Source organism: Marinibacterium sp. SX1 (genome assembly GCF_050389775.1).
GTDB lineage: Bacteria > Pseudomonadota > Alphaproteobacteria > Rhodobacterales > Rhodobacteraceae > Marinibacterium.
Window position 1 is genome coordinate 629625 of the sequence record NZ_CP177144.1, and the last position, 19865, is coordinate 649489.

Annotated in this window: 15 protein-coding genes; 5 read left to right on the forward strand and 10 right to left on the reverse strand. The window is 65.0% G+C overall.

The features are described from left to right. Positions 1 to 4: 4 nt before the first annotated feature. The 6 genes from ACK3BB_RS02895 to ACK3BB_RS02920 all read right to left on the reverse strand — a co-directional run bounded on the left by ACK3BB_RS02895 (position 5) and on the right by ACK3BB_RS02920 (position 5529). Complete coding sequence (locus ACK3BB_RS02895; protein WP_428927231.1) at positions 5 to 709, reverse strand: lytic transglycosylase domain-containing protein; 705 nt, start codon at positions 707 to 709, stop codon at positions 5 to 7. 66 nt (positions 710 to 775) lie between these two features. Beyond that, complete coding sequence (locus ACK3BB_RS02900) at positions 776 to 3025, reverse strand: hypothetical protein (protein WP_428927232.1); 2250 nt, start codon at positions 3023 to 3025, stop codon at positions 776 to 778. Next, positions 3022 to 3891 carry a flagellar motor stator protein MotA gene (gene motA / locus ACK3BB_RS02905; protein ID WP_428927233.1) on the reverse strand — a complete coding sequence of 290 codons (870 nt, stop codon included), beginning with the start codon at positions 3889 to 3891 and terminating at the stop codon, positions 3022 to 3024. The genes ACK3BB_RS02900 and motA overlap by 4 nt, the downstream gene beginning before the upstream one ends. Positions 3892 to 3964: 73 nt before the next feature. Then, the gene (locus ACK3BB_RS02910) at positions 3965 to 4600 is read right to left on the reverse strand and encodes a MotE family protein (protein WP_428927234.1); all 636 of its coding nucleotides are present in this window, start codon (positions 4598 to 4600) and stop codon (positions 3965 to 3967) included. Further along, the gene (locus tag ACK3BB_RS02915; RefSeq protein WP_428927235.1) at positions 4597 to 5022 is read right to left on the reverse strand and encodes a hypothetical protein; all 426 of its coding nucleotides are present in this window, start codon (positions 5020 to 5022) and stop codon (positions 4597 to 4599) included. The genes ACK3BB_RS02910 and ACK3BB_RS02915 overlap by 4 nt, the downstream gene beginning before the upstream one ends. A 9-nt stretch (positions 5023 to 5031) precedes the next feature. Beyond that, a complete protein-coding gene (locus ACK3BB_RS02920) occupies positions 5032 to 5529 on the reverse strand; it encodes a flagellar basal body-associated FliL family protein (RefSeq protein WP_428927236.1) in 498 nt (165 codons plus the stop codon). A 120-nt stretch (positions 5530 to 5649) separates the two neighbouring features. Between ACK3BB_RS02920 and fliF the strand changes: the two genes are divergently transcribed. The 4 genes from fliF to fliP are packed head-to-tail and all read left to right on the forward strand — an operon-like array spanning position 5650 to position 8893. After that, positions 5650 to 7266 carry a flagellar basal-body MS-ring/collar protein FliF gene (fliF, locus tag ACK3BB_RS02925; RefSeq protein ID WP_428927237.1) on the forward strand — a complete coding sequence of 539 codons (1617 nt, stop codon included), beginning with the start codon at positions 5650 to 5652 and terminating at the stop codon, positions 7264 to 7266. Continuing rightward, entirely contained in the window at positions 7266 to 7874 is a 609-nt protein-coding gene (locus ACK3BB_RS02930; RefSeq protein ID WP_428927238.1) for an ABC transporter ATP-binding protein, read from the forward strand. The genes fliF and ACK3BB_RS02930 overlap by 1 nt, the downstream gene beginning before the upstream one ends. After that, complete coding sequence (locus ACK3BB_RS02935) at positions 7858 to 8151, forward strand: FliM/FliN family flagellar motor switch protein (RefSeq protein WP_428927239.1); 294 nt, start codon at positions 7858 to 7860, stop codon at positions 8149 to 8151. The genes ACK3BB_RS02930 and ACK3BB_RS02935 overlap by 17 nt, the downstream gene beginning before the upstream one ends. Before the next feature lie 4 nt (positions 8152 to 8155). Continuing rightward, on the forward strand, positions 8156 to 8893 hold the full coding sequence (gene fliP / locus ACK3BB_RS02940) for a flagellar type III secretion system pore protein FliP (protein WP_428927240.1): 738 nt from the start codon (positions 8156 to 8158) through the stop codon (positions 8891 to 8893). A 39-nt stretch (positions 8894 to 8932) separates the two neighbouring features. Here the strand turns inward: fliP and ACK3BB_RS02945 are convergent, their stop codons facing one another. Genes ACK3BB_RS02945 through ACK3BB_RS02955 form a run of 3 tightly spaced genes read right to left on the reverse strand, consistent with a single transcriptional unit; the run spans position 8933 to position 17116 of the window. Then, positions 8933 to 9832: a hypothetical protein gene (locus tag ACK3BB_RS02945; RefSeq protein WP_428927241.1), complete on the reverse strand. Its 900-nt coding sequence runs from the start codon at positions 9830 to 9832 to the stop codon at positions 8933 to 8935. Between the two features lie 60 nt (positions 9833 to 9892). Next, the gene (locus ACK3BB_RS02950) at positions 9893 to 11638 is read right to left on the reverse strand and encodes a sulfite reductase subunit alpha (protein WP_428927242.1); all 1746 of its coding nucleotides are present in this window, start codon (positions 11636 to 11638) and stop codon (positions 9893 to 9895) included. Positions 11639 to 11641: 3 nt separating this feature from the next. Continuing rightward, positions 11642 to 17116, reverse strand: coding sequence for a glutamate synthase-related protein (locus tag ACK3BB_RS02955; protein ID WP_428927243.1), 5475 nt, complete (start codon positions 17114 to 17116; stop codon positions 11642 to 11644). A gap of 271 nt (positions 17117 to 17387) precedes the next feature. Here ACK3BB_RS02955 and ilvD point away from each other — a divergent pair, with 271 nt between their 5' ends. Then, positions 17388 to 19229 (forward strand): dihydroxy-acid dehydratase, encoded by a 1842-nt coding sequence (ilvD, locus tag ACK3BB_RS02960; protein WP_428927244.1) that lies wholly within the window; start codon positions 17388 to 17390, stop codon positions 19227 to 19229. Positions 19230 to 19318: 89 nt separating this feature from the next. Here the strand turns inward: ilvD and ACK3BB_RS02965 are convergent, their stop codons facing one another. Further along, positions 19319 to 19837 (reverse strand): PaaI family thioesterase, encoded by a 519-nt coding sequence (locus ACK3BB_RS02965; RefSeq protein WP_428927245.1) that lies wholly within the window; start codon positions 19835 to 19837, stop codon positions 19319 to 19321. Positions 19838 to 19865 lie beyond the last annotated feature (28 nt).

Consider the following 19865-nt stretch of genomic DNA (forward strand, 5'->3'; position numbering starts at 1 on the left):
CCGTTCAGTCGAAACGAATGAAGGCGGATTGACCGCCAGCCAATGCCACGAGCGACCCCGGACTACGCCGGCCATGCGACACGTCGCCAATCAGGCTTCCCGGACCGGCACCAACCCGCCGGCGTCTGGTGGTATTGGGTGGCCCGTTTGGAATATCCAGCTTTGCGCGGATCTCGCGAAAGCGGTCCTTGTAGCGATCGGCGAACTTCTTGGTGCGAGAGTGATAGGCGCCAGCCGCGCTTTCCCAATCGCCGAACTCTTCAAACAGCTGGACCAGGAAGCGCGCGGCATACTGGGCGTTTGTTTCCGGGTCGAACATGTCTTCGATGGATACGAAGGCATCGCCGTGCCAGCGATAGTTGATCTGGAAACAACCAACATCGAAATTCCGCGCGCCGTTTTTGACTTGTTTGAAGGCAAAGGAAAGGGCGGCATCCTCGTTGTCGAACCAATAGCCCTTACCCGCAACGTTGATCGCCCAAGGCCATGGTTCCACATTGCCATCCCGATTTCGGCCGGTTTCAACCCGGGTCACGGCCTGCAGGACTTCAACAGGCACGCCCGTATGCCGCGATGCCCGGTCGGCCGCAGCATCACAATTGTTGCGTGCCGCCTCGACGGAATTGGCAGGCAAAACCGTCAGGGCAAGGGCCATCGTTTTGAGGAACGCACGCAATTGCAGCGATACGTCGTAGCTTTGGGTTGGCATTCTGCCAGGTCACTTTGATCTAATGTCACTCGATTGCGAGGCTAATCATAGTGGCTTGAGATTCGGTTACCGCGTGCCGGCATCGGCACCGACATCGAGCAACTCGATGTCCCTTCGAACGGCCTCGGATTGTTCGAGCAGTGATCGCGCTGCTTCCAGGGACAAATCTTGCGGAGGCGTCGGGCCTTCGTTGAGCCGTTGCGATGCCGTCCGACGGGACGCATACGGCGTGCCTTCTTCCTCTCCTTCGGGGGCAGAAAGTCCTGCAAGCCATTCGGAACGCGCAGCTTCTTCTGGCGCATTCAGCGTTGCATAGATTTGTGCCGCTTCGGCGTGCAGACCACTTGCTCGCAGCGCCTCCGCTCTCAGCTCATCAACCTCAGCTCCGCTTCGCCCGACCAGCTCCAGCAATGCGCGTCGCGGTAATCCGGCATCGAGCGCCGCCTCTGCCCTCAGTGCCGAATAACCATCGGGTTCTGCTTGTGCGAGTGGCCGATCGAGCAGAGCCAAAGCCGCTTCAGGAAAGCCCATATCAATGTAACGCTTGGACATCTGCATCTTCAAATCAACGGGCAGACCGGATCGTGCGTCGTTGGTCGCATCGAACGACAACTCCAGAAAGGTGAGATCATCGGCATTTTCGGTCAGGAGAGCCAGATTCTTATGCAGAAGGTCGCGGGCTTGCGACGCATCTGCTCCGGTTGGCTGGGAGAACGCCGCGGGAAAGTCACCCGCTAGCGCCAAGGCCAAGGAGTAGGCACGGGCCATTTCGCTTCCCAACTCATCCCGACGCAATTCGAGAACATAGGATTCGAGCAACTGCACCGTTTCTGACGGCAAGGTTTCCCGGGTCTCGAAATGGCGTTCGACAAGCGTGATCAGAGCCTCAGGTGAGTCCTGAGAACCGCTATGTGCCACGTCTTCGACAAGATCGTCGGCCGTTTCCTCATCCCCGTTCAACCGCGCAATCTCCGCTTCGGCCATCAGCATTGGTGTGTCTTTTTGCGGCGCGGATCGGTTGATGAGGCGCACAAGCAACTCTGCGGTTTCACTATCGCCGGCGTTCGTGAAACGCCTCAAGAGCCCCGGACCTATCAGACTGCGAATGTGGTTAGGCAATTCGACGAATGCGCGTATCACGGCGCCTGAGTTTACCTCATCCCGGGATGACAGCGGGTTGGCATATACCGACCAGAGTGCAAGCACCGAGTCGCAGTGCAGTTGGTGATCGAACGGGTGCGGCTCCGGCAGATCGCCACTCTCCAGAAGACGCGACAGCGCCATCAAGGGTTCAAGATGTTTCGTGCTCGGGTCTAACCCCAACATCAATTGATGCGCCTCGGCGCCGAAACCGAAGTAGAGATAAGTCTTTGCCAAACCCATGATGTCCCGGTCCGACAGGTCGTCAAATTCTCCAGCCATTCGCGTTCGGAAGGCGCCGACCTGGTGGCCGAAAGGTCGATCATCGCCCCATCTGGTCAGATCGACAACGTCCGGATCCAGGCAATATGCCGAGTTCCCCGACAACGACATTCCTTCGAGTGCCGGTGTCATGTCACGATCTACGCTCGTGACAGCGCGGATGTTCAACGAAGTCGCCGGGTTTGGCGCCCCTTCATTGTTTTCCAAGCGCTGGCCGATATCGGTCAACGCCTGTGCATCCACCGCAACGAGGCCTTGGGTAGCCGCCCGGGAAATCTGCTCTTCAAGGATGCGCTCGGATTGCGTCAGATCTTCGGCTGAAGGTCCTTCATCGGTCGCCGCGGTTTCCACCGGGCTGCCGCCAATGACGGCCGACGCGCGATTCAACGATGAAATGGAGTTGGCCAACAACGCGCCCGGGGCAGTTTCGGGACCCAAAAGGGGAAACGGCACCGTTGGCGCCACCTCCGCATCCCGTTCTCCTTGGAGAGCTTGAGTTTCCACACCGATCCCGGTTTGGATCGGTTGTCCCTCGATAGCCTCGCCAATGTCGAGAACCAGATAATTTCCTTTCTCGACGAAACTGGAGACCGGGCAATTGCAAGCCAAGGCCAATTGCAGGACCCCACCGGAATCAGGCTGACTTAGCCCCTCCAATCGGGTCCTGGGGATCCGCGCGAAGACAGTGTCGGTGTTGAAATCAATATCGGCGTTGTCGACGATCAACTGCGCCATGGACCCATCCTGAGCAAAGCGCCACGGGGTATCGTCAGGCAAACGGATGACAAGCCGGGTGAAATCGGCGTGTTCACCCGACCTGACATCCAGCGTCTGAGCACAGCCAAGGCCCGCCCAAGCTGCCAGAACAGCCCCAAAGAACAGCCTGTGGATCATGCCGCGTCCTGTTTCACCGCTTTCAGGGCTTCTTCGAGTTCCGAGAAATTGGGCCGGTAATGATGGGGCGTGTTCTGGCGTCCGACCTCGATGCAGATTGGCGGAGCATGGTTGTGCAGGTTGGCCACCAGGACTTCGCGGATCAGCTGGTAGAAATGCCCGTCCTCTTCGACCACCGTCTTCACCTTGGCCGCGAAAGGGCCAACGATGCCATAGGCCAGGAACACGCCCAGGAAAGTCCCGACCAGCGCGCCACCGATCAGCTTGCCCAGGATCTCGGGCGGCTGGTCGATCGAGCCCATGGTCTTGATCACGCCCAGAACGGCGGCAACGATTCCCAGGGCCGGCAGGCCGTCGGCTACGGTCTGCAGGGCATGGCTGGAATGCAGCGCATGGTGCAGCGTGTTCTCGATGCGCTTCTCGAGCACTTCCTCGACCTGGTGCGGATCGTCGTAATTCATCGAAGCCGACCGCAACGTGTCCGAGATCAGTTCGACCGCCTCGTGGTCATCCCGGATCTTGGGATACTTGCCGAACAGGTCGGAATTCTCAGGATCTTCGATATGCGCTTCCAGCGAAACCGGGTTCTGGCGGGCGATCCGGATCAGGGAAAACAGCAGGCACAGCAGGTCCCTGTAGTCATCCGGCTTCCACTTCGGCCCCTTGAAGACCTTGCCGATATCCTTGCCCGTCTGCTTGACCGCGCCCAGATCATTACTGATCAGAAAGGCCCCAACGGCCGCACCACCGATCATCATCATCTCGAACGGCAGGGATTTCAGAATGATCGTCAGCTTGCCCCCGGCGAGCAGATAGCCCCCGAAGACCATAACGAAAATCACGACAATGCCGATCAACCCGAACATGTTCTGCCTCTTGGATTCTTGCCTCGGGGCCAGATTGGACCCATGACCTTAAGAATTCGCTTAGCCGCGAAAGTTACTCGGTCGGCGCCTGCGCATTTCGCCCGGCCATGACGACGCTGATCGTGTAAGCCGCTTCGGCGCTGAGCCCGGTCATGATCTGGGCGGCCGCCTCGGGCCGCATGCGGGCCAGGAAACCGGCCGCGAATTCCGGCGCCATTTCCTCGAAAAGCGCCGCGGCCTCCTTGGGCTTCATCGTTTCGTACACCACGGTCAGTCGGGCGATATCTTTCTCGACCGCCCCATCCGCCAGGGCCAGCGTCTCGCGCAGGGCGGTTTCCGCCCTGACCAGCGCCTGAAGCTTTTCCGTCACCGCCTTGTCCGCAATTTCAAGCGCATGGGCCCGCTCTTCGATCAGACGTTCGCGCTCGGTCAGCCGCGCCTCGCGCTCGCGAAAGGCAGTCAGCATGTCCTGTAGCCCCGCCCGGTCAGACATAGCCTGGGCCGGCTCGCCGGCTTTGGCCATGTGCATGTCCTTGTCCGCGGCATGCGGTTTGGTCGTACCCTCTTTGTTCCCTTCGGCCTTGGCCATCGCCGGGGCTGCTTCGAACACCAGGCGCAAAACGCCCGAACCGATCAGCAGCGTGGCAATCATCAACAGCGAACCGCCACGGGACCGCAGGATCCTGGGTTTGCGAATCTTGCCCATCATGCCGCCCCCTTCCGTTCGGCCGAATGACGCATGAACATCGGCTCTGTCGACCGTTCAGCCTGTTCTGTCGCGGGTGTCTCGGGCTTTTCAGACGGGCCCGCCGCTGGTGCAGTCGATTCGGGTGCTGACCTGGGTTCCTCGGACAGATCGTGCATCGAGGCCATCATCAGCTCCAGCCGCTGGGCCACGGCCTCGGCCCTGTGCGTCAGATCGGCAAGGGCTTCGGTCGATGACCCCGAGGCCGATTGCGCTTGGGTCAGCGCCTTGCTGAGATCGTCAACCTGCGCCGACAGCACGGCAACCGCGCCGCCCACGCCTTTTTCCAGGTCGTTGAACCGGGTCAGCCGCCGGGCCAGGACAAAACAATAGAACCCCGCTCCCAACGCACCCGCCACCAGCAGGATATCGGCTATGAACTCCACATCTGTCTCCTAATTCAGAACAAATTCCATGATGAGCAGGTCGCGCACCATGTCGCGGCCGGTCACGATCTGGATGCGCCGCAGCATCTGCGCGCGCAGCCGCGTCAGGGCCATCGGGTCTTCGATGTCGGACACTTCCAACGCCCTGAGATAGCCGTTCAGCACATCGACGATCCGCGGCAGAAGCACCTCGACATCGTCCTTGTAGGCCTTGCTGACCTCCAGCTCGGCCGAGAATCGCAGGAGCAGCCGGCGCCCGCCGCCGGTGAAGGAAATCACCATGCCCGGCACCGAGATGAACTGGATGTCGTCGGTCGGCACGACGTCGAGCTCTTCCTCGACATGCTCTTCCGCGACCTCGGCCTTGGGCCCGAAGGGCAGCATGCCCGAACTGGCCGCGAAAAAGCCGCCGCCACCCCCGACCAGGGCCAGCACGAGGCCGATGATCAGCGGCCCCTTGCCGCCTTTCTTGGGCTCTTCCGTCGGTTCTGCGGCAGCGTCCGTCATGCGCCTTCCCTCGTTGATCTGCCCCCCTGTCATAGCCCGAGAGGGACTAACCGATTGTTAAGCGAGATCGTTCAAAGATGGCTCAATCCCGACAGGACGTCGGGCAGGACGGAGGTTGACGTGCAGCAGATATTGGGCGCCTGGGCAGGGCTGGACCCGCGGAAGCGAATCATGGTGGTCGTGACGACGCTTCTGGTTACCGCAACGCTCTTTGCCATGAGCAAACTGGCCTCGCGGCCGAACATGGCGCTGTTATATGCCGGGCTCGACAGCTCGGCGGCCGGGGATGTCGTGCGCGCGCTCGATCAGCAGGGCGTGCAATACCAGGTGCGCGGCGATTCGATCTATGTGCCCATGCGCGACCGCGATGCGCTGCGGATGACCCTCGCCGGCGATGGCCTGCCTGCGACCGGTGGCCGCGGTTACGAATTGCTCGACGGGCTCTCGGGCTTTGGCACGACGTCGCAGATGTTCGATGCCGCCTATTGGCGCGCCAAGGAAGGCGAGCTCGCCCGGACCATCGTCGGCAGCCCGCATATCGCCCAGGCCCGCGTGCACATCGCCAATGGCTCCAGCAACCCGTTCCAGCGCAGCGTGACCCCCACGGCCTCGATCGCCGTCGTGCCGACGGGCGGCCCGATTTCGGCCGAACAGGCCCAGGCTTTGCGATTCCTCGTGGCTTCGGCGGTTGCAGGGCTGGATATCGCCGATGTGGCGGTCATAGATTCCAACGGCAAGGTCGTCGGCGCCACCGAAGAGGCCGCCTCGGCCAGCGGCGCCCAGGACCGCGCCGAGCAGCTGCGGGAAAAGGTGTTGCGCCTGATCGAGGCCCGGGTCGGGCGGGGCAACGCGGTTGTCGAAGTGTCGGTCGACACCGTGACCGAAACCGAATCCATCCGCGAACGGCGGTTCGACCCCGACGGCCGGGTGGCCATCAGCACCGATACCGAAGAGCGCTCGAATACCTCGTCCGAAACCAACGGCGCGGTGACCGTGGCCTCGAACCTGCCCGATGGCGATGCGGCCAATGGCGGATCGGGCCAGGCCGAGACCAGCGAAACCCGCGAGCGCATCAACTACGAAGTGTCCGAGGTCGAACGCGAGGTGCTGCGCAGCCCGGGGGCCGTGCGCCGGCTGACCATCGCGGTCCTGGTCAACAACCTGGTCGTTCCCGACGCCAGCGGCGCGGCGCAATCGGTGCCCCGCGAGGATGCCGAACTGGAAGCCCTGCGCGAACTGGTGGCCTCGGCCGTGGGCTATGACGAATCGCGCGGCGATGTCATCACGCTGAAGGCCATGGAGCTGCCCGCCGTCGAACCCGAGGGCACCAGCGTTGCCGGGAAATCGCTGTTCGATCTGACCGGTGCCGACATCATGCAACTGGCCCAGGTCGGCATCCTGGCCCTTGTGGCCCTGGCCCTGGGCCTGTTTGTCGTGCGCCCGATCCTGGCCGCGCCGGGCGGCGCGCCCGGCCTGCCGATGGAACCGGCCCCCGCCCTGCCCCCGGCCGAGGAAGACGATTATGCCGGCGCCGCCCTGAACGGCGAGATCGACGGCGGCTCGGACGGGTTTCTGCCGCCCCTGATGGGCGGGATGGACGATGGGATCGGCGGGCTGCCCCCGCTGGACGGCAGCGACGAATCGGCGGCCGACCGTCTGCGCAACCTGATCGGGGAACGCCAGGACGAAACCATCGAAATCCTGCGCAACTGGCTTGAAGACGAGGAGAACGCCTGATGCCGATCTCGCACCTCCTGGAGGATTTCAAGACAACCGATCCGGCCGAGACCGCAACGCTGCTGATGAGCAACCTCGAACTTGAGGAACAGCGCCTGGCCGCATTCGAAAAAGGCTATGCGGCCGGGTGGGAAGACGCCATTGCCGCCGATACCCAGGGCAAGGCCCGCCTGTCGGACGCCCTGTGCCAGACGCTTGAAACAACGGAATTTTCCTATCACGAGGCGCTTGGCCAGATGCAGCTGGCCCTGGCCCCGGTGTTCGAGGCCATCGCCGAGCAATTGCTGCCCGGCATGGTCCGCTCGGGCCTGGTGCCGCGGATCGTGCAGGCCCTGGGCGATATCGCGACCGAAGCGATGGGTCGGCCGCTGGTGCTGGCCGTGCCGGTGGGCACCGGCGATGCGCTGGCCCCGATGCTGCCCGAAACCGAGAACCTCGAGATCATCATCGACGAAGACCCGACCCTCGGCGACGGCCAGGCCCGGCTGCACCTGGAAGACGGCGGGGTCGAGATCGACCTGTCGGGGCTGGCCGAGGAAATGCGCCAGGCCCTGGCCGCCCATGTCTTTGAAACCCGCAAGGAGAGCCCCAGTGACAGACACGCCTGACGGAGACACCCGGCCGGACGCCGGCAACCCCTTTTCCGCCGTGCCCATCGAAATCGTCGTCAGCGTCGGCAAGGCCCGGCCGCTGGTGCGCGACCTGATGCGGTTGGGAGAAAACGCCGTGCTGGGCCTGGACCGGCGGGTCGAGGACCCGGTGGAACTCTATGTCGGCGACAAGCTCGTCGCCCGTGGCGAGCTGGAGGAAATGGATGGCGACGTGCCTGGCCAGCTGGCCGTGCGGCTGACCGAAATCGCCAACCTGCGCGACGAACTGGGCTGATCGCATGCGCCGGCTGATCACGGGCCTCGGGGTGGCCATCCTGTTGGCCATGCTGCCGGCGACCGGCTGGGCCCAGGAAATCTCGGTGTCGCTGGGCGATGGCGGCTCGCTCACCGCCCGGTCGATCCAGCTGATCCTGCTGATCACCGTGCTCAGCATCGCCCCGGGGCTGGTCATCATGGTGACCTGCTTTCCCTTCCTGGTCACGGTCCTGTCGATCCTGCGCCAGGCCATCGGCTTGCAGCAATCACCGCCCAACATGCTGATCGTCAGCCTGGCCCTGTTCCTGACCTATTTCGTGATGGAACCCGTCTTTACCACGGCCTGGGAAGGCGGGATCGCCCCGCTCCTGTCCGAAGAGATCGACGCCGAGGCGGCCTTTCACCAGACGATGGATCCGTTCCGCGATTTCATGGCCGCCCGGCTGGATCCCGACACCTACGTGGCCATGGCCAACCTGCGCCCGGATGCCGATGTCGACGCCCCGGCGCGCGATGCCCACCTGTCGCTACTGGTGCCCAGCTTCCTGCTGTCCGAAATCTCGCGGGCGTTCCAGATCGGCTTTGTGATCTTCCTGCCGTTCCTAGTCATCGACCTGGTCGTGGCCGCGATCCTGATGTCGATGGGCATGATGATGGTGCCCCCCGCCGTGGTTGCCCTGCCGTTCAAGCTGGCCTTCTTTGTCGTCGCCGACGGCTGGAGCCTGATCGCCGGGGCCCTAGTGCGAAGTTACTTCAATTGATCGCTATTTTCCCGCACCAGACAGGCCCGCTGCCGCCCGTCACGACGCCCGCGGCAAACAGGCCAGCCGATCCCGCCAGGCGCCGGCATCGCTCATCGGGTCGGCCATCAACACGGCGGCCACGGCGCCCTGACCATCGAACAGCTCGATCTGCCAATGCGCGGGCGAGGCGACAACCCAGGCCTGCCCCAGGGAATTCAGATCCAGCGAGAACACATCGCGTTCCATCCGCGCGATTACCATGTTTCCGCCTTCGACCAAGGCCGTCAGCGCTCCGGTCTGGAATTGCATCACCCCCGGCCCGCAAACCGCCCGGGTAAAGCTGCGGCCGCTCTCGAACAGGTGGCGCAACAGGCCGGGCACCATCGGCAGGGCAATCCGCCAGGCCCGGTCCCGCCCGACATGAGGCAGGCAGGCCAGCCGGTGCCCCGCGCCATGGATCAGCAGATCGTCCAGGTGCCGCGCGGCGCAGGCCCGGGGCCAGCCGTCACGCACCTGCCGCACGGCGGCCAGCGAAACGACGTTGCCGACGATGTCATCCGGCACGGCCAGGGGCATGCCGGGTTCCGGCTCCACCGATTGGGCAACCCGTTGATCGTACGGAGCATTGAACTGGGCGCGGTGATGGACCAGCCCGTTGCCGTCAACGGCCATGATCGCGCCGGGCCGGCCAAGCAGCGGCTGGGCCTCGGCCCGGGCCAGGGCCAGCGGCGCGCTGCGCGCATATCGCAGGCTGACCCTCCGCCCGTTCACCGACAGGGCGCTGCCGGTCGGTTGCACCCGGCCATAACCGCCGCGCCCCGAGACCAGCGCCGCATCGTTGCGCGTGGTGATCAGCGCATCGGCAAATTGCGTGCCCAGCAGGGCCAGCGCCTCGATATCGAGACCAAGCTCTTCGACCTGCACAACGGTCGACACATCGTTAAGCGAACGCGGCATTTCCGCGTCGGGGCAACAGGCGCGACGCGCCTGTCCACAGGTCGGGGGCATGGGGGAACCTCAGTAAACGTCCCGAAGGTAACGCTTTTCGCGCTTCAGACGGTTGACGTAGTCAATTGCCGCCTCGGGGGTCATGCCACCCTGGGTTTCGATGATGCGATGCAACGTGGCGTCCACGTCGCGGGCCATGCGCGTGGCATCGCCACAGACGTAGAAATGCCCGCCCTCTTCCAGCATCGCGTAGAGATCGCGGCCATTTTCGGCCATGCGGTCCTGCACATAGATCTTTTCGGCCTGGTCCCGCGAAAACGCCAGGTCCAGCCGGGTCAGCAGGCCCGAGGCGCTCATCGCGCTGATCTCGTCCTCGTAGATGAAATCGCTGGCCCGGTGCTGATCGCCGAAAAACAGCCAGTTGGCCCCCTTGGCGCCACGCGCCCGGCGTTCTTCGAGAAAGGCGCGGAACGGCGCGATGCCGGTGCCGGGGCCGACCATGATCATCGGTGCATTGTCGTCGGCGGGCACGCGGAAGGCCTTGTTGGGCGACATGAAAATCCCCGCCGTGGCGCCCGTCGGCACGTGATCGGCCAGGAAGGTCGAACAGACACCGCGATGCGCACGCCGGTTGAAGGTCCAGCGCACGGCGGCGACGGTCAGGTGGACCTCGCCGGGATGGGCATTCGGGCTGGAGGAAATCGAATAGGCCCGATGTTGCAAGGGTTTGAGCCAGGACACAACCTCGGCCGGGTCCAGCGGCAGCGTCGGGTTGAGCTGCAACAGGTCCAGCAGGTCGCGCCCCCAGAGCCAGGCGTCCAGCGCCTCCTTGTCGCCGTTGCGCACGACATGCGAGAATTCGTCGTCCCCGGCCAGCGGCGCCAGCGCCTTGATCAATTCGCGCGAGGGGGTGGCGATTTCGAACCTTCGGGTCAGCAGATCGCCCAGCGGCGCCTCCTGCCCGGGGATCGCGTGATCGGCCCCGACGCCCAGGCGGGCGAGGATGCCGGCAACCAGGTCGGGCGCGTTGACCGGCATGACACCAAGCGCATCGCCGGCCTCGTAGCTCATGCCGCTGTCGCCCAGATCGAAGGTGACGTGCCGGATCTCCTTGGCCGATTGCGCGCCCGACAGGATGTAATTCTCTTTCATCACGGCCACATAGGGCGTCTTGCGCGACCAGCCGGACTTGGTCAGCTTGGCATCGGGCGCGGGCCGCACCGGGGCGGTCGCGCCTTCGGCCTGCGGGATCGTGGCGGTGAGCCAGCCGGTAGCGACCTCTTCGTAATCGATGTCGCAATCCACCCGGTCGCCCAGCCGTTTCGCGCCCAGCTGTTCCAGCCGCATGTCGATCAGCTTGGCCGCATGGCAGAAATGTTCATAACTGGTGTCGCCCAGCCCCAGCACCCCGTAACGCAGGTTTTCCAGCCGCGGCGCGGCCTCGGACGACAGGGCGTCCCAGAACATGCCGGCATTGTCGGGCATCTCGCCGTCGCCATAGGTCGAAACGACGATGACCAGATGCTCCATCGTGGCCAGCTGATCGGGCGTGATGTCGTCCAGCTCGGCCAGCTTGGGCGCAAAGCCCCGGCCGCGCGCCAGCGTCGCGGCCTCGTTGGCCAGTTCCTCGGCATTGCCGGTCTGGGTGCCATAGAGGATGTGCAGCGGCCGGGCCTGAACGCCACCGTCAGCCGGGGCGACGGGCGTGGCGCCGCCCATGACCATGCGCGAATGCAGGCCAGCCAGGAACCCGCCCAGCCAGGATTTCTGTTCGCCGGAAAATGGTGCGTCGTCAGGGATATAGGGCAGTTTCATGTCTTACTCCGCGGCCATCCGGGCCATGAGATCGGGCAGCGCCGTGGTTGCGAACAATTCGTCAAAGCTGGGGATCTGGCCAAGCGCGGCGCGGTTGCGCGCGTCCTGGTGCAGGATCCAGGCATAGGTGCCGGGGCTGTCCATGCTCAGGATGTTGCGCATCGACAGGGCCTTCTTGAAATCGGCCAGCCGCTTGTTGGACACCAGCACCGCCAGCCCGGCCTGATCGTAATCGGCGATGGCGGCGCGGGCGTGTTTGGCCAGCCCCATCATCAGCGCGAAATCCTCGGTCAGGACCAGGTTGCGCGCGGCCTTGTCGACGGCACGCTGATCGGCCGTCTTGCCGACGCGCTTGCGGGCCAGCCCCTGCGCCATGTCCAGCACGGTGTAGCTGTTGAGCAGGCGGAACATCTCGGGCGTGTCCATCTCGCCATAGGCCGGCAGGGCGCCGCGATGCACCGGGCGCCCGTGTTTCCAGGCGCGTTTCAATTCGCTCACCTGGTGGGCGGCGAGTGCGGTGGCCAGTTCCTCGGTCAGGTCCTTTTTCGACTTGGCGGCCAGGATCGCATCGGCATCCTGGTATTGCAGCAGCGCCCTGGGCATCACCCAGGCCATATGCGCCTGGGTCTGTTCCCAATCCTCCAGCAGGGCGCGGGCGCGGGCCGAGCCGGTCGCCTCGACATGCCAGTCCAGCAATTGCCGCACCGCGTCGCGGTGGATGTCCGACGTGGCCGAACCATCGGTCAGCGTGCCCATGAAGACGCTGTCGCGGGACAGGGCGTCGGGCAGGCGGCCTTCGGGATCGTATTGATAGGCAAAGCCGCCCGACATGCCGTTGCCAAAGCCTTTGGCAAAGCCGCCGAGGTTCAGAACCGCGCCGTTGGTCATGTATTCGGCGCAGAAATCGCCCACGCCTTCGACCACCGCCGTCGCGCCGGAATTGCGCACGGCAAAACGGTCGCCGGCCTGGCCTTCGATGAACAGCCGGCCTCCGGTCGCGCCGAACAGGGCGAAATTGCCGACAAGAACGTTCTGCCCATCACCCGCGCCGCCGCCAAGGGGGGCGCGCACGATGATCTCGCCGCCGCAGGCGCCCTTGCCCACGCCGTCGTTGCAGGTGCCGGTGTGGTCCATGACCATGCCGTCGTTGCAAAACGCCGCAAAACTCTGGCCGGCCGAGCCTTGCGTGACCACCCGCAGGCTGCGGTGATCCATGTAGCGCCGGCCGCGCGCATCCTCGAAGGCGCAGGCAGGCAGGCTGTCCAGCTGGTGGTTCAGCATCCGCTCGATATCGATGGCCAGCTGCCCGCCGACCGACTTGTTGCGGTTGTTCAACGGCGCGTTGGGGCGCAGCTCGATCCGGTGTTCGCCGCCGTCGATCAGCCTGGCCTGCACCTGTTCCAGCAGCTTGTCGTCGACGGCGTAATCGCGTTCCAGGTAGACCGGGTCCTCGATCGGGTTCTCCGGCACATGGGTCAGCATCGCGCGCAGGTTCAGCTGGCCGACCGAAGATGGATGGTCGAGCAGGTGCAACAGATCCGCCCGCCCGCGCGCCTCGTCCAGCGATGCCAGGCCCAGGTCGGCCAGGATCTCGCGGACCTCGTGGGCGATGTTGAGCAGGTATTGCGCCAGCGCGCGGGGATCGCCGTCAAAGACCTCGGGGTTGGTCGTCAGCCCGGCGGGGCATTTCACATTGCAATTCTTGGCCATGACGCATTTCAGCATCATCAGCGCGGTGGTGCCGAATTCGAAACTGTCCCCGCCCAGAAGGCTGGCCTTGACCACGTCCGACCCGGTCTGCATCGCGCCGGAACAGCGCAGCGTGACCTTCTGGCGGATGCGGTTGGCGACAAGGGCCTGATGCACCTCGGCAATTCCGATTTCTGCCGCCCGGCCGGTGTATTTCAGCGACGTGACCGAAGCCGCCCCGGTCCCCCCGGTCGAGCCCGCCACGTTGATCACGTCGGCCCCGGCCTTGGCCACGCCGACGGCGATGGTGCCGATGCCCTCGGAAGAGACCAGCTTGACGATCACCCGCACCCGCGCGGCCTTGGCGTCGTGGATCAGCTGGCCCAGGTCCTCGATCGAATAGGTGTCGTGATGCGGCGGCGGGCTGATCAGCTCGACCCCTGGCGTGCCGCCCCGCGCGGCGGCGATTTCGACCGTAACCTTGGGCGCGGGCAGCTGGCCGCCCTCGCCCGGCTTGGCGCCCTGGCCGATCTTGATCTCGATCTCTTCCAGGTTCGGGTCGGCCAAGTAGCCGGCCCAGACCCCGAACCGCCCCGAGGCGAATTGCTTGATCCGGCTGGCGCGGATCGTGCCGTAGCGGGTGATATGCTCGCCGCCCTCGCCGGAATTCGACATGCCGCCGACCATGTTGGTGCCATGGGCCACTGCCTCATGCGCCGAGGCGACCAGCGCACCGTGGCTCATCGCGCCCGAGGCCAGCCGAGGGGTGATCTGCGAGGCGGGCTGGACATCGTCGAGCGGAATGCGTTTCGGCGCGGGGCGGATGCGCGACAGGTAGTCCAGCGCCATGCCCGTGGCCGCGATCTTCAGCTCGCCGCCGATGATCGTATGGCCCTCGATATCCGAACCAAAGCGCTGCACCAGCGTCTGGCGCAGGGCGTCCAGCCGGCCGATATCGCGCGCCTTTGGCCCGGTGAGCCCCAACAGGAACTGGCCGTCGCCGATATCGACAACGTCGAGGCCACGGATCACGAAATCCCGGTTGCCGGCGCGGTTGAACAGCATCATCTCGCGCTTGATGTCGGTCACCTTGTCGAGAAAGGTGATATCCGCCGGAAACGCCAGCACATCACGCAGCGCGGCGGGACGGCGGGCGCGTTCATCGGCCATCAGCCGGGAAAAATCGCGGTAGCCGGGTGTGATCACAAATCCGTCGATCTGCGCCGGGGTCAGCTTGTCAAAGCTGGTGTTCACATATCCCGCCTCGTCGATGCCAAAGGCGTCGTCCATCTGGCGCAGGGTCAGCAGGCGCAGCGGGTCGATGTCGTCTTCCGACCCGGTGAAGGTGATCGGCTCTTCGGTCAGGTCGACAAAGCCGCGCACGGCCGTGACGCCGAAACTGTGCCCCGCGCCTTCCGAGCGTTCCTTGAACAGGCCCAGCATCGGGATGTCGGCCTCGGTCGTCACCGACAAAGCGCGTTCGTGCCAGTCGGCCACCGATTGCGCGATGGTCGCAAAGCGCACGCCGCCCACCGGGGTCTTCATGTTGGGCAGGTAGCGGCGGAAAATCCGGTCGCTGGTGTCGAGGAAATTCGGCTCGAAGAACTCGCCGCCGGAATAGCTTTCGACGGTGCAAAGCCCGACCTTGCCCATGGTCTTCATCAGCGCCTTTTCGGCGGCCTTGCGGAACTTGAGGAACGCCTGGGCCACGGCCTCGCCCTCGAACAGCTCCTCGGCCCGCATCCGCACGCCCAGCGGATAGACCGCCGCCGCGCCAAAGCCGAGCGCGCAGGCGATGTGATGCGACGAGGCGATCTGGCCGCTTTCCACGACAAGGCTGACCTTGAACCGCAGCCCTTCCTCGATCAGCCGCTGGTTCACCGCCGAGACCGCCAGCGTCATCGGCAGCGCGGCGCGGTCGCGCGACACGTGCCGGTCAGTCAGGATGGCGATGCCGCCCCGGTCGCGGGCAAAGCGCGCCACCGCATCGGCCAGCGCGTCTATGGCCTCTTCCAGCGCCGCCTCGTTGCCCGGCCCGTCGCCAAAGACAGGCGCATAAAGCATGTCGAACCGGTCCCAGGGCGTGCTGTCCTGCGCCTTGATCCGCAGGATATCGGCCATGCGCAGGATCGGCGTGTCGATGACGATCTGCGGATGCCGCGCCTGTCCCAGGTGCGGCTTTTCCCCCAGCGAGACGCGCAGGGTCATGCCGTCGGCCTCGCGGATGGAATCCAGCGGCGGGTTCGTCACCTGGGCGAAACGCTGGCTGAAATACTTGGCCACCCCGCCTTCGTTGTCCGACAAGGCGTTGATCGCATTACCATATCCCATGGCCGAGACCTTCTCGACCCCGGTCTGCAACATCGGGTCCATCAGGAAGCGAAAGCTTTCCTGGTTGTGGGTATAGGCGACGTAGCGCGCCGGGCGGTCCAGGTCGCCTTCGTAGCGCCGGGCCGCCTTGCCCGGGTTCTGGTCGGGTTCGGGCAGGTCATCAAGATGCACCCGCGCGGTGTCGAGCAGGGCGGCGTAATCGGCCCGGGCGGCCAGCTGGCGCAGCGCCTCGTCGGTTTCCACGATGCGCTTTTCGGCATGATCGTAATAGATCATGCCCCCGGCCTCGACCCGCCCGCGCCGGATCACCGTTTCGGGCGGAAAGCTGATCTGGCCGGCCTCGGACATGACGGCCAGGTATTCGCCGGTCTCGACCGAGCGCAGCGGCCGCAGGCCCAGCCGGTCGAGCCGCGCGCCGATGATCGTGCCGTTGCCAAAGACCAGCGCGGCCGGGCCGTCGTTCTTTTCCTCGGACAGCGAGAAATATTCCAGCATGTCGCGCACGTCGCGTGGCAGGCGCGTGTCGTTCTCCCAGGCGGGCGGCATCATGGCGACCACGGCGGTCACCAGGTCCAGCCCCTCTTCGCAGACCCGCGCGTTCAGTGTCTGGTCCAGCCGGCAGCTGTCGGACTGGCCGCGCGGGCGCACGATGGCCGTGTTGCGGGCCAGCGCGATGGCCGCCTCGCTCAGGCGGTTCTTCTTGTCGGTGTTCAGCTCGCCGTTATGCGCCATCAGCCGGAAGGGCTGGGCCATGGTCGGATGCGGATCGGTGTTGGTCGAGAACCGCGTGTGGAAATACATCGTGTGGACGGCATGGGCCGGGTCGGACAGGTCGGCGAAATAGGGGATGATTTCCCATGAATTCAGCCGGCCCTTGAAGACCTGGGTCCGCGCCGACAACGACAGCGGGTAAAGCCCGTCAAGCTCGGGCACGGTATAGGCCACGGCCTCGATATCCAGCAGGGCGCGGTGGATGCGCGTGTCGGCGGCCTGGGGCGACAGGCCATCGGGCACGGCAAAGACCCATTGCACGATGGGCAGCTGCCATTTCACCGCCCGCGCGCCGATGGCGTCATTGTTCACCGGCAGGTCGCGGCGCAGCAGGATGTCCAGCCCGTGGTCGGCCAGCGTCTCGGTCACCAGCGCTTCGGCCCGGTCATGCTGGGCGCTGTCGGCGGGCAGGAAGAAATTGCCCACGCCAAAGCGCCCGGCTTCGAGCGCCCGACCGGTCAGCCCCGAGAAGAAGCCCACCGACAGGTCCACGCTGATCCCCGCACCATCGCCCACGCCTTCGGACGACATGCCCCCGCGATGGGGCACGGCGCACAGCGCCTCGTGGCCCTTGACCAGCACGTCATGGGTCTGGACGCCGTCCTTGCGCGTCAGGAAACCGACGCCGCAGGCAGAATGTTCAAGCGTGGGGTCGTAAAGCCCCCCGCCATTGGGTTCACGAAGCATATCAGGTGGCCCTTGTTCGAAGGCGCAACAGATCCGACAGGTCGGACAAGGCGCGGTCAACTGGAGACTGAAGGCCTGGCGGGCAATCCTGAGGGAAATACTCAGGTGCGGCTGGTGGACGGGGAATACTCTGCCACGGGCCAAAGATCAAGCGGCGCAGGTTCCGGGCGCCCGTGCCCGGCCATTTGCAAGCGGCCGGATTGGGCGTTACTACCCGTCAGGGCATCCGGCACGCGCGCCCTCGCGATCACTCGGGAAAGCAGATCCAGCAATGATACCGTACCGTTCTCGCCAATCCACCCATGGCCGCAACATGGCAGGGGCCCGTGGCCTGTGGCGTGCCACCGGCATGACCGACAGCGACTTCGGCAAGCCGATCATTGCGGTGGTCAACTCCTTCACCCAGTTCGTGCCCGGCCATGTCCACCTCAAGGACCTGGGCCAGATGGTCGCCGCCGAGATCCAGCTGGCCGGCGGGGTGGCCAAGGAATTCAACACCATCGCCGTCGATGACGGCATCGCGATGGGCCATGACGGCATGCTCTATTCGCTGCCCTCGCGCGAGCTGATCGCGGATTCCGTCGAATACATGGTCAACGCCCATTGCGCCGACGCAATGATCTGCATTTCCAATTGCGACAAGATCACTCCCGGCATGCTGATGGCCGCCATGCGCCTGAACATCCCGGCGATCTTCGTGTCGGGCGGCCCGATGGAGGCCGGCAAGGTCACGATCAACGACCTGGAAAAGGCCGTCGACCTGGTCGACGCCATGGTTGCCGCCGCCGACGACAGCTATACCGACGCCCAGGTTGCCGAATTCGAGGCCAATGCCTGCCCGACCTGCGGGTCCTGCTCGGGCATGTTCACGGCCAATTCGATGAACTGCCTGGCCGAGGCGCTTGGCCTGGCGCTGCCGGGCAACGGGTCGATGCTGGCGACCCATGCCGACCGCGAGGCGCTGTTCCTGCAGGCCGGCCGTCGCATCGTGGAAATCACCAAGGCCCATTACGAAGAGGGCAAGCCCGGCTGTACCCCGCGCGAGATCGCCACTTTCGAAGCCTTTGAAAACGCGATGTGCCTCGACATTGCCATGGGCGGGTCGACCAACACCGTTCTGCACGTGCTGGCCATGGCCCATGAAGGCAAGGTGGATTTCACCATGGAAGACATGGACCGGCTGAGCCGCAAGGTGCCGTGCCTGTCCAAGGTCGCCCCGGCCAAGGCCGATGTCCACATGGAAGACGTCCACCGCGCCGGTGGCATCATGGGCATCCTGGCCGAGCTGGATCGTGGCGGGCTGCTGCATCGCGACGTGCCGACCGTGCATGCCGACACGCTGGGCCAGGCGATCACCGAATGGGACGTCATGACGACGAACAACCCGGCGGTCGACAAGTTCTACCGCGCCGCGCCCGGCGGCGTGCGCACGACCCAGGCGTTTTCGACCCAGAACCGCTACAAGGAGCTGGACCGCGACCGGGCCAATGGCGTGATCCGCGATGTCGAACACGCCTTTTCCAAGGATGGCGGCCTGGCCGTGCTGTCGGGCAACATCGCCCTGGACGGCTGCATCGTGAAAACCGCGGGCGTGGACGATTCGATCCTGAAATTCACCGGCCCGGCCATCGTCTTCGAAAGCCAGGACGACGCGGTGTCGGGCATCCTGACCGGCAAGGTCAAGGCCGGCGAGGTCGTGGTGATCCGCTACGAAGGCCCGCGCGGCGGCCCGGGCATGCAGGAAATGCTCTACCCGACATCCTACCTGAAATCGAAGGGCCTGGGCGCCAAATGCGCGCTGCTCACCGATGGGCGGTTCTCGGGTGGCACATCGGGCCTGTCGATCGGCCATGTCAGCCCCGAAGCCGAGGAAGGCGGGCTGATCGGCCTGGTCGAAACCGGCGACATCATCGAGATCGACATCCCCGGGCGCAGCATCAACCTCAAGGTCGATGACAGCGTGCTCGACGCGCGACGCGCGGCCAAGGGCGCGCTGCCCTGGCGGCCGGCCGCCCCGCGCAAGCGCCGGGTGTCCACCGCGCTGAAAGCCTATGCCATGCTCACCTCGTCGGCGGCCAAGGGCGGCGTGCGGATCATCCCCGACGAAGAGTGATCCCGGCCCTTCCGGTCTGAGCTATTGCAAGCGGGCGGAGACGCCCGTTTGTCGTTTCCGGGGATGCCTTTTCCTGGGAAAATGTTTTGTTACAGTGTCTTGCGCGGCTCTGGCAGCTTGAACAGGAAGCAGGTGGTCGAGCCGTGGGCGTATAGCTTGCCGTCCTCCGCCCCGATCAGCCGCGCCTCGGACGTCGCCATCTGGCGTCCCCGGTGGATCACCTTGCCCTCGGCCCGCATCGGCCCGCCGTCCGGCTGGATGGCCCGGGTGTAATTCACCTTCAGTTCGGCCGTGGTAAAGGCCCAGCCCGGCTCCAGCGTCGTGTAGATCGCCACGCCCAGGGCCGAATCCAGCACCGTCGCCGCGAAACCGCCGTGCACCATGCCCATCGGGTTCAGCATGAAATCCCCCGGCTGGCAGTCAAAGGTCACCTGGCCTTCGGCCAGGTCGCGCGGCACCGACAGGCCCATCGTCGCCGAGATCGACGGCGCGGCCCCGATCTCGCCGGCGACCAGCGCGCGCATGTAATCCAGCCCCGACAGGGTCATCGCCGCCCCCGGGTCGAATGTGGCCGTGGCATATTCATAGCTGCGCCTGCGCATTTCCATGGCCGGTCCCTTTCGTCGGCGGTGGGGT

Excerpts from the sequence above, each read along its gene's own strand:
- ACK3BB_RS02930 (WP_428927238.1), top strand. The coding sequence starts at position 7,266 with ATGCCGATCTCGCACCTCCTGGAGGATTTCAAGACAACCGATCCGGCC.
- ACK3BB_RS02945 (WP_428927241.1), bottom strand. The coding sequence starts at position 9,832 with ATGCCGCGTTCGCTTAACGATGTGTCGACCGTTGTGCAGGTCGAAGAG.
- ACK3BB_RS02900 (WP_428927232.1), bottom strand. The coding sequence starts at position 3,025 with ATGATCCACAGGCTGTTCTTTGGGGCTGTTCTGGCAGCTTGGGCGGGC.
- fliP (WP_428927240.1), top strand. The coding sequence starts at position 8,156 with ATGCGCCGGCTGATCACGGGCCTCGGGGTGGCCATCCTGTTGGCCATG.
- ACK3BB_RS02950 (WP_428927242.1), bottom strand. The coding sequence starts at position 11,638 with ATGAAACTGCCCTATATCCCTGACGACGCACCATTTTCCGGCGAACAG.
- ACK3BB_RS02895 (WP_428927231.1), bottom strand. The coding sequence starts at position 709 with ATGCCAACCCAAAGCTACGACGTATCGCTGCAATTGCGTGCGTTCCTC.
- ACK3BB_RS02910 (WP_428927234.1), bottom strand. The coding sequence starts at position 4,600 with ATGATGGGCAAGATTCGCAAACCCAGGATCCTGCGGTCCCGTGGCGGT.
- ACK3BB_RS02955 (WP_428927243.1), bottom strand. The coding sequence starts at position 17,116 with ATGCTTCGTGAACCCAATGGCGGGGGGCTTTACGACCCCACGCTTGAA.
- motA (WP_428927233.1), bottom strand. The coding sequence starts at position 3,891 with ATGTTCGGGTTGATCGGCATTGTCGTGATTTTCGTTATGGTCTTCGGG.
- ilvD (WP_428927244.1), top strand. The coding sequence starts at position 17,388 with ATGATACCGTACCGTTCTCGCCAATCCACCCATGGCCGCAACATGGCA.
- ACK3BB_RS02920 (WP_428927236.1), bottom strand. The coding sequence starts at position 5,529 with ATGACGGACGCTGCCGCAGAACCGACGGAAGAGCCCAAGAAAGGCGGC.
- ACK3BB_RS02965 (WP_428927245.1), bottom strand. The coding sequence starts at position 19,837 with ATGGAAATGCGCAGGCGCAGCTATGAATATGCCACGGCCACATTCGAC.